The sequence below is a fragment of the Ningiella ruwaisensis genome (assembly GCF_004798935.1).
GTDB classification, from domain to species: domain Bacteria; phylum Pseudomonadota; class Gammaproteobacteria; order Enterobacterales; family Alteromonadaceae; genus Glaciecola; species Glaciecola ruwaisensis.
Genome location: NZ_RAHT01000003.1, coordinates 233,100 through 245,444, shown reverse-complemented (window position 1 = coordinate 245,444; position 12,345 = coordinate 233,100). Strand labels below are relative to the sequence as shown.

Genomic DNA, 12,345 nt, shown 5'->3' with positions numbered 1-12,345 from the left:
TTTACTCAAGGTTTATTTGTCTTATTTTGCTGGTCAAAAAAACGATTTTCCGCCACTTTTGCCAGTTCAGTGCAGGCGTCGAGCAGGCTTTTCGGCAAGGTGAGCTCTGCATTGTCTGGGTCATAGTATGGGCTTTTGGTGCGCTTGTTTATACAAAGCGCTGTCAAAAAATCAGATAACTGCAGAGGAGACTGGATCCGATTAAAAAAGCAGCCGTTAGCCGCCTCTAACAACTCTTGCTGTTGCCCACGCTCCAAGTCTAATTCATCCGCCAATGCTTGCTTGTAAGCGACTTGATTGATTTTTTTAAGACCTTTGCGCTTTCTTCTATGGTGTTTTAGCAATTTTTCAGACCTTTCAAGCGCTGTTTCAATTCCTTCGAGATCTTCAAAACTTAAGATTAGTTGTTGCTCAGACAAATAAGTGAGAAGCAAAATCAAATTGACGTTCAAGCCTGCATGGTCTTGCAGAAATAAGCAGGCATCTTTGACCTTTTCGTCTTTGTATATGTTCAGTGAATATTCCCAAAATAATTCAGGCGCAATGATGATGGAACGGCCTTTTATATGACTGTCCTTTTTAACAATGCCTTTAAGTTGCTTGTTGCTTTTCGCTTTCATGCTCACTTCATATGCCTTATTTAGGTCACTTGCTATTGACCTGGCTCACTGCTCATCAAATTTTTGCTGCGCATGCTCTAGTTGTTCTTGTGCGTCCAGCCAATTCATTTCTGCTTCTTCAAGTTGCTTGTTTATTTCTGATTGTTCCTGTATCAGTGCCGTCAGTTTGGCTTTATTTTCAGCGTCATACAAACTCGGATCGCCCATCTTCGCTTCCAGTTCATTTTTCTTGTTCGTCAGTTTCTCTATGCGAACTTCTTCTGATTTGATCGTATCTCGAAAGGTCTTGGTTTGCTGTCTAAACTCGGCTTCTCGCCGTTTTTGCTCTTTTCTATCAAGCATCTTCGTTGCTTGCGTTATTTGCCTGGATGACGATGAAGCACCCTTATCACTGCTCATTGCCTCTCTTGATTGCGCGGAATTAGCGCTCAGCATCCATTTCTTATAATCGTCTAAATCACCTGAAAAAACATCAACCTTACCGTTATCAACCAGATAAAACTCATCACACACCGACTCCAATAAGTAGCGGTCGTGCGAAACAAGCACAATGGCACCTTCAAAGCTTTGCAAAGCAAAGTTTAATGCCTGTCGCATTTCAATATCCAGGTGGTTAGTTGGTTCGTCAAGTAAAAGTAAATTAGGTTTGAGGAACACTAGCATGGCCAAGACTAAGCGCGCTTTTTCTCCACCCGACATTGGCTTGACCGGCGCTAGGGCATCATCTCCATGAAAGCCAAATCCACCCAAATAATTGCGAACCTCTTGCTCCGTCATTCGTGTATCAAGACGCTGAATATGTGAAAACGGGCTTGCAGACATATCTAAAGCATCTACCTGATGCTGAGCAAAATAGCCGATATTCAAACCGGGTGAACACATGTATTCGCCATCGAGGGGAGTTAAACTACCACTTAGTAATTTAATTAAGGTTGATTTGCCTGCCCCGTTTTTACCAAGTAAGCCAATCCGGCTACCCGGGACTAAATTTAAATGAACAGAGCCTAAAATCGGTGAACCTTGTTCGTAGCCAATTTTAACTTCTTCCATCTTGATAAGGGGGTTTGGTAATTTATCCGGTGCTTTGAATTCAAATGAAAAGCCGCTCGACTGATGAACAGGCAAAATATCCTGCATTTTCTCTAGCTGCTTGACGCGACTTTGCGCCTGCTTGGCCTTACTTGCCTTTGCTTTAAATCGCGTGATAAACGCGGTGAGATGTTCACGCTTTTTTTGCTGCTTTTCGTATTCACTTTCTGCGAGCTTAATACGAAGAGCACGTTGTTTCTCATAGGCCGAATAAGCACCTGTATATTGGTGCAGTTGCTTGTTTTCAAAACTGACAATGTGCGTTGCGCACGCATCAATGAAGGCCTTGTCGTGAGAAATCAATAACAGCGTTCCCCTGTATTGGGATAGCCAGTTTTCAAGCCAAAGCACTGCATCCAAGTCCAAGTGGTTCGTTGGCTCATCTAGCAACAACAAGTCAGACGGACATAAAAGCGCTCTTGCAAGATTAAGACGCATTTGCCAACCGCCAGAAAATGCATGCACCTCTTTAGCCATTGCCGCTTCAGAAAATCCCAATCCGGCAAGAATAGTCGCAGCGCGGGCATTAACGTCATAGGCACCCGCTTGAGCTAACTTATCATGTAAAATCGCAATATCGTGCCCATCAGCCTTTGCTTCTGCTTTTTCAAGCTGTGCGTTAAGCGTTTGAAGTTCTCTGTCCCCCGCAATGACATATTCAAGGGCAGTACATTGGGTGTCCCCTATACTTTGCGCAACCGCAACCACCTGCCAGTTTTTTGGAATATGACACTCACCGGTATCAGGCGAGATTTGCCCAAGTAACATAGCGAATAAGGAAGATTTACCACAGCCATTTCTCCCAATGATGGCCACTTTCTGACCCGGAAAAATATCTAAATTCGCATGTTCAATGAGTGGCTTTACACCGCGATGTAAAGATAAATCAATAAGTTTGATCATGAATGTCAAAGACGATTAAAATTGCGCGCAAGCATAGCAAAATCGCACCCAAGGGTCATCCGCTTATCATCATTCAATTGTGATCAATGTGAAGGACAGAGATGTACTGAAAGGCATAGGTCAGTCCTTTTTCACAAAATAAGTGCGCAGTTTTAAAGTGAATGCAATTCTCAACCTACAAATAAAGGCGATGTAATGGCAAAATCAACTCATTCCAAAAGTAAAAAACGCTTTATTGCTGGCGCGACGTGCCCAAAGTGTAAATCCATGGACACGCTTATGCTTTACTTCGAGAACAATGTAGAAAAGTTAGCATGCGTAAACTGCGACTACGCTGAAAGCCAAACCGATGAAAAAGTTGCCAGCGCCAGCAAAAGCAAGGCTGGCGTGATTGGGGTGTTTAAGCCTTAAGGGCCATGCTGCAGGCTAAGATAAATTTACTGTTAATAATGCGGCGGCAGTTCAATGCCTTCATTTGTTGCCTGTTCACTAAATTGCAAACTTTGAATTTTTTTTACCATTTGTTGCATAAGCGATTCCAGTCGATCAATTTGCTTTTGTTGAGCGGTTACTATCTGGTTTAACTGCTCGATTGTGTCTTCTTGATAGGCAAGCTTAACTTGTAAAGTATCTATTTCAGCTTGCAACGCATCTGTATTACTCATCTTACTTGTGCCCCCTTACATCCTGGCTGCTTATATCCCACTTCGCGAAATTGCCAGCGCTGGATATTGAACTTGCGAATCTTTTAGTTTCTTCAGTTGAGCCATGGTCAAAGCCTACCGCATACACCACAGCAGATTGAGGCGCCGGTCCATCACTTGGTTTTACACGCCACTGCTGGACAGACTCGCCGCTTTCTACATCCCACAACATCAACCTCTTTGATGGCGAACCAGTAAGCAAGTACTTACCATCATCAGAGAATTCTGCACTTGTAAATATAATTTGTCGCTCAATAAACTTAAGCTGGCTAACTGCCTTACCCGTTTGAACATCCCATATTTGCGCATCGTTTTGACCATCGGCAGTAAAAGCATAGCGGGCCTGTTGGTCCAATTTTACTCGCGTCACTCGTTGGGGGTGTTGAAAAACATGAATAACCTGCCCCGTTTCGGTGCTCCACAAATAGGCTTTATAATCATTGCCCCCGGTAAGTGCATATTTGCCATTCGCTGATAAATCCACCGAATTAACCTTGTCCTCACCATGACCTAAAAATTCAAGTCTGCGCTGAGTTTGCGGCTCAAAATACATCACTTGTCCGTTGCTTCGAGCTATGAGCACTGAGGAGGCACTATTACTCAGTGCAATATCCTGAATACTCGATTCGTCAATTCGCCAAAAACCAAGAGGTTCACCATTTTCAAGACTCCACAAAGCAAATGCTTCACTGTCAGAAGTGATTGCAAAAGCATCATCTGGAGAAAATCTGACATTATCAACCAAGTTTCGCTCATCCCCTTGGTGTTGCCATAAATAAAGCGGCACATCGTTGTTCAGATCCCATACTCGAATGGCACCATTGACTTCAGAGATTATGGCTTTAGTGCCATCCCTACTGATATCAGCGGCATAAACGCCCGATTCCGATAACTTAACGCGACTCGCGGGGCTTGACTCTGGTACACTGCATCCCAACAACATAATAATGGATAAGATGGCAAGTAGCTTGATGAATGCGAAGGCTTTCATTAATAGACTTTACGCTTGTGAAAAGTTAAGTAATATGGCGCAAGTATATCCTATCCTAATAACGACAATCCAATGACCAATGGAGATGACCATGAAAAAGGCTTATTTAGCCACCGCAGTATTATCCGCATTACTTATGACTGCATGTAGTGCAGAAAAGCCAGCCGATGAAGCATCAGTTGATGCTCAAAGCCAAAGCACCACTGTGCTTGAAACTGATGCGCAAAGCCAATCATACGCCCTTGGCGCCAGTATGGGCATGTTTGCGATGAATCGTTTTGAAGAGCAGGAAAATTTGGGCTTAGAAGTCGATAGAGATGCACTTTTAGCGGGTTTTCAAGATGCTTTGGCCGAAAACTCTCAGTTAACGATTGAAGAAATTCAAACACTTACTCAAGCGTCTGATCAAGCATTAAGAAGCGCCCAATCAGCAAAAGCTGAACAGGCCGCACAAGAAAATATTGCAAAAGGTGAAGCATTTTTAGCTGAAAATGCTGAAAAAGAAGGCGTAATGGTCACCGATTCGGGACTTCAGTATGAAGTGCTTGAAGAAGGTACTGGAAAAAGTCCCGCTGCAACAGACACCGTCACCGTTCATTACCGTGGCACCTTGCTTGATGGAACTGAGTTTGACTCTTCCTATGGTCGAGGCGAACCTGCTTCTTTCCCGCTTAATCGCGTTATATCCGGTTGGACGGAAGGGCTGCAATTGATGAAAGAAGGCGCAAAATATCGCTTTTATATCCCTTCAGAGCTTGCTTATGGCCCGCGCGCAACTGGCGCTATTACGCCAAATTCGACTTTGATTTTTGATGTAGAATTATTAGAAGTGGTACAGGTAGCAGAGTAACTGCTAATCGTTCAATACATTCAAAGGCAATGCTTAGTTGCCTTTGAATGTTATAAAAAATCCTACTAAAATCGATGCCTGTTGTGGATTAACCATCGACCGATAAAGAAAAACAAAACACTTAAAATGACTGCAACTGGAAACCATTTATCATAGTTAGAGGTGATTACGGCGATTGAGGTCAATACAAAAGTAAGCACACTTACGATAATGCAGTTTACCGCGACAAAGGCAATAACAGTGTTTAAAAACGAATGTTTAGACTTGTTTTCTTTGAAGTTGGATAAAGCCATAAGCGCCTCCTGTAGAGAACTAAACGATACGCTAACTCTCCTTTACCTTTTTATAGACTAAAACGCATACAAACAGTTCAATTTTTAAGCATTATTTTAGGGCACCCTTCCTAAAAGCTGGCGCTTTAAATATCCATCAAGCGCTCGTAATTTATCGTGATCCGTTTTTGCTTTTGTAGTTGCATATCAGCCAGATTAGCGAATATATCCTGTACTTGAGGCTCCTCTACCTGTTCTTCGACTTGTTTATATAATTGCACCAGTTCATTGCTTAATTGACAGGATAAAGTTAAGATTTCTTCTGAATTTATATTCGTATGCATTTCAGCAAAAACCGGAAGTCTCAGGATTTCAGCATCATTGGCGTACTGAAACCAAGTATCCAAAACACCAATGGGTGTCTCTCGTTCATATTCTTTAAATAATCCTGCGAGTGCATGCTCTTGATTAGCGATGTATTCAAGCAATTGCTTCGATTTTTCGTCAAGCACACGCGAAGTTAAGTGCTTGTAAAACTGACTAAGTTGTTGATGAAACGTTTGCGCATGTTTGAGAGCATCTCTTGCACTTTCAAATCTCATATTTTTACTCAATTCATTACACTATGATGGTCGGTCCGCCAGTGCTTTCAAATAGTTAAACAAAGTATTCCGGAAAAACCATTTAATCCAGTTCAGTAAAGTCACTTTAAATGATTTTACATACAGTTATTTAATCTAAGTCAAAAAATAAATTAAAACTTTCACTATTATATAGGCTATCGAAACGATTTCATCGGGAGTCACAGGCATGCAATCACTACCCCATCAATATCACGCTGGCGCATTTGGTAAAGCAGATAATAGTCTGAATATTTGTATCGATAATTTAGAACCTCTGGAGGTCGCAGCTCCATTACAGTTTGGTGGACCCGGTGATAAATGGTCACCCGAAGATTTGTTTATGGCCTCAATATCCAGTTGTTTTGTGCTGTCGTTTAGGGCAATTGCCCGCGCATCGAAGCTAAATTGGCTAAACATTGAGTGTCACTCTCATGGCACACTTGATAAAGTAGAAGGCAAAAACAAATTCACTAAAGTCCTCACTGAAGTCAAGCTGGTTATTGCTCAAGGTGAGAGTATTGAAAATGCGCAGCGCCTGCTTCAAAAGGCAGACAAAAGCTGTTTAGTTGCTAACTCATTAAATTGTGAAATCATGCTTGAAATTCAAAGTGTCTCGCACGGTAGTGACGCTTAATGAGCCCAAGCTGTCAATATAGGAATAACAAAAATGACTAAGCGATATCATGGCCTCTCTATTGGAATCCAGCGAATTGATGAAACAGCTTTTTTATATTTAAAGGCCGTAGGAAAGCTAAGCCACGAAGACTACAAAACAATCACTCCCCTTTTAGATTCCGCGCTTTCTGGCGTTGGCCTCGTTAAGATGAACGTCTTTTTTGATGCATCCGAATTTCAGGGCTGGGAATTGAGAGCAGCGTGGGATGATCTAAAACTAGGTCTCAAACACGATATCGAATTTGAGAAAATTGCTATTTTAGGAAATAGTAAATGGCTAGAGTATGCATCAAAAATTAGTGGCTGGTTTGTCTCCGGTGAAGTGAAATATTTTGAGGATGCCGATAGCGCTCATAGCTGGATCACAGCGCGCGTTTAATAGAACAAGATCTTTTTTCCACTGCCAGTACGTGCTTACATGTAAGCTTGAATGCGTTTAGCGATCGTTTGGTAGCCGATTTGCAAGCGCTAAAATCCACTTGGAAACGCATTGATACAATCGCATTTGATGCTAAGCATTAATTCATGGCAACCTTGCATCACCATTTTGATGAGGGCACGGCCATTCTTTTAAAAAGTGCACCCGAGCGCGTGTTAAGAATGTGTGTTTCCTAGCGCAGTTACGATGTTAATTCACAGAAGATTGATAACGACTATTGGACTCAGCAGGTTGAACATGCAACTGGCTTAAGGCAGTACATAGGTGTCTATTCGTTAAAAAGTGGATTTTGCAATCCTAGGGTTTGAATCAAGTAATCACGGTCTGGTATTTCAACCATACGATGCTCAATTTTTACAAGGTTTTGATGTTGCAGTTGAGCAATTACCCTACTTAAGGTTTCAATCGCCATGCCTAAATAATTTGCCAAATCGGTTCGCGTCATTGGCAACCTGAATAACTTTGCAGAAAGACCCTGCTGTTCAAATCTTCTTGAAGTTTGAAACAAAAACTGAGCTACACGCTGCTCTCCAGACAGATGGTTGTAATAAAGCAGCAGATGTTGTTCTTGAGTCAATTTGTGGCTCATGGAATGTAATAAACGACTTCTAAAGGCTTCACTGTTAGCTAACAAATACCTCACCCTTGTTGCACCTAGAAAAATTACACTGCTTGTTTCCAAAAAATATACATTGTGTGCATAGCTATTGTTATGAAAGCCATCTTCCCCTATTAAATCACCAGGTAAGAAGAACTGCGTGATGAGTTCGACCCCATTAACCGTTGTCAATATACTTTTTGCTGAACCTGAGCGTAATTGATACAAACCTTCAAAGCAGTCGCCTGCAAAATACAATGCTTGTTTCGCAGGATATACTTTGTGAGCAATACTGTTAGACCATTGATTAAGAGATAGCTCAGCAATATCCTCACCTGGCCTTTTATGGTTGACACCTTGATTGTAAAGCTGGTAACTCATTAACTCTCGACCTATGTTTGATGATTGTTCAGTCATTCAGGTGGCGTGGCTTGCCTGTTTATCGTTTTTTATCCTACTTGCTTATTGATAGGCTAAGCTATTGGATATTTCGCTTATTAAAATGTGGAAAACACGTATAACAAGACTAAGCTCAGGCGCTTTAAAGTAATTTCAACACCAATAGACCGATTCGACCGCAAGATACCGCAAGATGATATAGAAGCGTAAATACATTTTGACTCTTGCATTAATGTTTATAGAATAGCGTTCGTTTTTTTACGCCATTAAATTAAGAAATCTGCTTTCATGCCAACACCTCTTATAACCCCTCAGGGCTACGCTAAACTAAAGCAAGAGCTTGACTATTTATGGCGGGTTGAACGACCGGAAATTACTAAAAAAGTCACCTGGGCGGCAAGCCTTGGCGATCGTAGTGAAAACGCAGATTATCAATATAACAAACGAAGGCTGCGAGAAATCGACAGAAGGGTTCGCTATATCAGCAAAGCGCTTGAGCGTTTGAAAGTCGTTGAGTTTCATCCGCAACAAGCTGGGAAGGTGTTTTTTGGTGCATGGGTTACGATTGAGAATGACGATGGGGAAGAAAAACGTTTTCAAATTGTAGGTTACGATGAAATTTTTGGTCGAAAAGACGCGATTTCAATCGATGCGCCTATGGCAAGAGCACTGTTAAAAAAAGAAGAGGGTGATATGGCGCAAGTACAAACGCAAGCCGGTCTGTTCACTTGGCACATTGTTGAGATATCTTACGATAAATAAGGCGCATTTTTAACGTTAATTCCCCATAGCATTCGCTTAAGTGTGTATTGCTCGTTATAATCTCCACACAAAATCCCATTAAGGCTAATGCGTTTAGTTTTCAACGCTAATTTCAACTAGAGACCACTTACTACATGATCAATCAAATTATTGCATCTGAGCTTGGCGCTCGCGTTAATCAAGTAGCCGCCGCCGTTGCGCTGCTTGATGAGGGTGCCACCGTTCCATTTATCGCTCGCTACAGAAAAGAAGCGACTGAAGGCCTGGACGATGCCCAGTTACGAACATTGGAGCAACGTTTAAGCTACTTACGCGAATTAGAGGACAGACGAAAGGTCATTCTTAAATCCATAGACGAGCAAGGGAAGCTCAGTCCGGAATTAAAAGAAAAAATTGACGAAGCCAGCAGCAAAACTGTTTTAGAAGACCTCTATCTTCCGTACAAGCCCAGACGCCGCACAAAAGGTCAAATTGCGATTGAAGCAGGCTTAGAGCCGCTTGCTGATGCGCTTTTAAATGATGAAGACGCTGAACCAACGCTGCTAGCCGAGCAATACATTGATTCAGACAAAGGAATTGAAGACACCAAAGCCGCACTAGATGGTGCCAAGTTTATTCTGATGGAACGCTTTGCAGAAAACGCAGATCTTCTCCAGGCCTTGCGAACACACTTGATGCAGCGCGCCTTTGTGGTGAGCACACTGGTGGAAGGCAAGGCAGAAATCGGTCAAAAATTTAAAGATTATTTCGATTATCGTGAAAAGCTTGCCGATGTGCCCTCGCATAGAGCACTAGCAATTTTTCGAGGTCGCAACGAAGGTGTACTGTTTGTCGCGCTAGACCCCGAGCCAGAAGCAGAAGGGCTGCTCAAAACTCAGGTGTGTGAGTCTATTATCGCTGACAAATTAGCGCTGAATATTAGCTCTACGAGCAATAACGAAAGAATTAAATGGCTTGCCATCGTCGTTCAGTGGACATGGAAAATCAAGCTCGCCCTGCATCTTGAAACCGAATTGTTTAGCATGCTAAGAGAACGCGCTGAAAAAGAAGCGATTAATGTGTTTGCCAAAAACCTGAATGATTTGCTGATGGCAGCACCTGCCGGTCCAAAAGTGACGATGGGGCTTGATCCGGGTCTTCGCACCGGCGTAAAAGTTGCCATTGTTGACGCAACAGGCAAAGTGATAGGCACCACCACGATATTTCCGCATGCGCCTCAGAATCAATGGGATAAAAGTAAACGCACGCTTGGTTTATTGTGTAAACAGCACAAAGTTGAGCTTATCAGTATCGGAAACGGCACCGGTTCTCGCGAAACCGACAAACTGGTTTTAGAGCTACTGCAAAATGATGAGGACTTGAAATCTCAAAACGTTCAAAAGATTATGGTAAGTGAAGCAGGCGCTTCAGTTTATTCAGCGTCAGAACTTGCATCAAGCGAATTACCAGAACTTGACGTGTCTCTCAGAGGTGCTGTTTCTATCGCCAGACGTCTACAGGATCCACTGGCCGAACTTGTAAAAATTGAGCCAAAAGCAATTGGCGTGGGGCAGTATCAACACGATGTTAATCAAAGTCAGTTGGCACAATCACTCGATAATGTTATTGAAGATTGTGTTAACGCGGTTGGTGTGGATCTTAATACTGCATCTATGGCTTTGCTCACCCATGTTTCAGGATTGAATAAGACACTTGCCAACAATATTGTGCAGTTTCGTGATGCACACGGCCGATTTAAGGACCGAAAAAGCCTTATGAAAGTTGAGCGCTTAGGACCGAAAGCCTTCGAACAGGCGGCAGGATTTTTGCGCGTAATGGATGGGAAAAACCCGCTTGACGCCAGTGCAGTGCATCCAGAGGCGTATGAAATTGTCGATGCCATTGCCAAGCAGGCGAATATTCCGCTCAAAGATATGATTGGAAATAGTGAAGCACTGAAGTCACTCGATTTAAAAAGCTTCGTTACCGATGAATTTGGTTTACCGACTTTACGCGATATTGTCCGTGAACTCGAAAAGCCTGGAAGGGATCCACGTCCCGAATTTAAAACTGCCAGTTTTAAGGAAGGCGTATCTGAAGTCTCCGATTTAGAGCCCGGCATGATTTTAGAGGGCGTGGTAAGTAACGTGGCCAACTTTGGTGCTTTTGTTGACATTGGCGTTCATCAAGATGGGCTTGTGCACATTTCATCCATGACAAATAAATTCATTAAAGACCCTCGCGATGTCGTTAAGACAGGCGATGTCGTCAAAGTCAAAGTGATGGAAGTGGATGCAAAAAGAAAGCGTATCAGTCTGTCTATGCGACTAGACGATGAACCAGGCAGTGCACAAACTTCAAATAAGGACAGTCAAAAAGGCAATAAGCCCAATCCTGCGCAATCTAAAGGCAATCAACGAAACAAACAGGCATCTAAGTCAAGTGGCAATGCTGTAGGAAATGCCGCTATGGGTAATGCCTTTGCAGAAGCGTTTGCAAAAGCCAAAAAATAAACCAGCATGGCTATAGCCTCTTTATACGAAGACATGTAATCAGGCTACAGCAGAAAAGCTGCTTTTATCTTTTGCTGTAGCGTCTTGATAGGTTTGTAAATACTGACTAGCGCTTGAACGATCTAGCGCGTTTTGGCTTTGCTCATCTGCTGTTATAGTGGGTTCGTTTGTGCCTTTTGCTTCTATTTCTTCAGTGGATGATTGTCCCGAGAGTTCATCTCTGCCCATTTGAGCACGGGCGGCTTGTTCTTTTTGAGTGGCTTCGGCTGCCACTTTATAGTCTTGCGGAGACGGCTCAGCAGGCGCAAGTGCAGCAGCCCTTACAACCTGCATCTTGTCGATGGTATCTTTAGGTTTTTCTTCTTCACTTACATCAATTGAGACTTCGCCGCCCACCGCGTAGCGTCTTCCGTCTGGTCCAGTCTCGTATTCATAAGTTGGCGCACCAGCATATTGGCCTCCTACAGCTGCATGCGCTTGTTCATGTAAACGCACTTCTTGATCGCGCTTTTTCAGCTCTTGAATTTTCGTTTCTTCAGCTTTCGCTTGCTCTTGTTCTTGCCTATTTTCCACCTTGGCATTTTTCGCAAGCGCTTCTGGATTGCCGTAGCTGAATTTTGCGGCGCCTTCGTCAGCGCGACCTGCAGCCGAGCCACTTAAACTGACTTTATCTGCATATATTGACTGCGTGTTAGTAAGGGGTGATGTTGATGCTCCAGCCAAGTCACTACGCACAAGACCTTTGCCTTCTAGACCATCACTTGTTAGACCGTCACTTGGCATGCTAGCGGGGACAGACATACTCTGCGTGGTCTTATGGGTCTGTGTGCGCTCGGATTTATCCTGACTTGCAGGCGTCGACGCACCTACAGCTTGATAAGTATGTGAAAGCGTGGCCGAAGAGGAAAAAGCGGTAAGCATCATTTAA

At 43.0% G+C, this 12,345-nt stretch carries 14 protein-coding genes; 6 read left to right on the top strand and 8 right to left on the bottom strand.

The window, feature by feature from the left end; translation table 11 throughout:
* Nucleotides 1–5: 5 nt before the first annotated feature.
* The gene (locus tag D6V41_RS07450; protein WP_136250859.1) at nt 6–620 is read right to left on the bottom strand and encodes a TIGR02444 family protein; all 615 of its coding nucleotides are present in this window, start codon (nt 618–620) and stop codon (nt 6–8) included.
* Between the two features lie 45 nt (nt 621–665).
* Nucleotides 666–2,612 (bottom strand): ATP-binding cassette domain-containing protein, encoded by a 1,947-nt coding sequence (locus D6V41_RS07445; protein WP_136250858.1) that lies wholly within the window; start codon nt 2,610–2,612, stop codon nt 666–668.
* A gap of 195 nt (nt 2,613–2,807) precedes the next feature.
* Here D6V41_RS07445 and D6V41_RS07440 point away from each other — a divergent pair, with 195 nt between their 5' ends.
* Complete coding sequence (locus D6V41_RS07440) at nt 2,808–3,023, top strand: YheV family putative zinc ribbon protein (RefSeq protein ID WP_136250857.1); 216 nt, start codon at nt 2,808–2,810, stop codon at nt 3,021–3,023.
* 32 nt (nt 3,024–3,055) lie between these two features.
* On the opposite strand, the gene D6V41_RS07435 is transcribed toward D6V41_RS07440, so the two are convergent.
* Nucleotides 3,056–3,277 (bottom strand): SlyX family protein, encoded by a 222-nt coding sequence (locus tag D6V41_RS07435; protein ID WP_136250856.1) that lies wholly within the window; start codon nt 3,275–3,277, stop codon nt 3,056–3,058.
* A gap of 1 nt (nt 3,278) precedes the next feature.
* On the bottom strand, nt 3,279–4,307 hold the full coding sequence (locus tag D6V41_RS07430) for a WD40 repeat domain-containing protein (protein ID WP_241664460.1): 1,029 nt from the start codon (nt 4,305–4,307) through the stop codon (nt 3,279–3,281).
* Nucleotides 4,308–4,398: 91 nt separating this feature from the next.
* On the opposite strand from D6V41_RS07430, the gene fkpA reads away from it, so the two are divergent.
* On the top strand, nt 4,399–5,157 hold the full coding sequence (gene fkpA / locus D6V41_RS07425) for an FKBP-type peptidyl-prolyl cis-trans isomerase (protein ID WP_136250855.1): 759 nt from the start codon (nt 4,399–4,401) through the stop codon (nt 5,155–5,157).
* Between the two features lie 65 nt (nt 5,158–5,222).
* Here fkpA and D6V41_RS07420 read toward each other — a convergent pair whose 3' ends face one another.
* Nucleotides 5,223–5,450, bottom strand: a complete 228-nt coding sequence (locus D6V41_RS07420; RefSeq protein WP_136250854.1) for a hypothetical protein — start codon at nt 5,448–5,450, stop codon at nt 5,223–5,225.
* A 125-nt stretch (nt 5,451–5,575) separates the two neighbouring features.
* Nucleotides 5,576–6,031 carry a ferritin family protein gene (locus D6V41_RS07415; protein WP_136250853.1) on the bottom strand — a complete coding sequence of 152 codons (456 nt, stop codon included), beginning with the start codon at nt 6,029–6,031 and terminating at the stop codon, nt 5,576–5,578.
* A 208-nt stretch (nt 6,032–6,239) separates the two neighbouring features.
* Here D6V41_RS07415 and D6V41_RS07410 point away from each other — a divergent pair, with 208 nt between their 5' ends.
* Complete coding sequence (locus tag D6V41_RS07410; protein ID WP_136250852.1) at nt 6,240–6,686, top strand: OsmC family protein; 447 nt, start codon at nt 6,240–6,242, stop codon at nt 6,684–6,686.
* Nucleotides 6,687–6,719: 33 nt separating this feature from the next.
* The gene (locus tag D6V41_RS07405) at nt 6,720–7,106 is read left to right on the top strand and encodes a SpoIIAA family protein (RefSeq protein WP_136250851.1); all 387 of its coding nucleotides are present in this window, start codon (nt 6,720–6,722) and stop codon (nt 7,104–7,106) included.
* 328 nt (nt 7,107–7,434) lie between these two features.
* Here the strand turns inward: D6V41_RS07405 and D6V41_RS07400 are convergent, their stop codons facing one another.
* Entirely contained in the window at nt 7,435–8,181 is a 747-nt protein-coding gene (locus D6V41_RS07400; RefSeq protein ID WP_136250850.1) for a Crp/Fnr family transcriptional regulator, read from the bottom strand.
* A 270-nt stretch (nt 8,182–8,451) separates the two neighbouring features.
* Between D6V41_RS07400 and greB the strand changes: the two genes are divergently transcribed.
* On the top strand, nt 8,452–8,925 hold the full coding sequence (greB, locus tag D6V41_RS07395) for a transcription elongation factor GreB (RefSeq protein ID WP_136250849.1): 474 nt from the start codon (nt 8,452–8,454) through the stop codon (nt 8,923–8,925).
* 134 nt (nt 8,926–9,059) lie between these two features.
* Nucleotides 9,060–11,417, top strand: coding sequence for a Tex family protein (locus D6V41_RS07390; RefSeq protein WP_136250848.1), 2,358 nt, complete (start codon nt 9,060–9,062; stop codon nt 11,415–11,417).
* Between the two features lie 39 nt (nt 11,418–11,456).
* Here D6V41_RS07390 and D6V41_RS07385 read toward each other — a convergent pair whose 3' ends face one another.
* On the bottom strand, nt 11,457–12,341 hold the full coding sequence (locus tag D6V41_RS07385; RefSeq protein ID WP_241664459.1) for a putative metalloprotease CJM1_0395 family protein: 885 nt from the start codon (nt 12,339–12,341) through the stop codon (nt 11,457–11,459).
* Between the last annotated feature and the right edge of the window lie 4 nt (nt 12,342–12,345).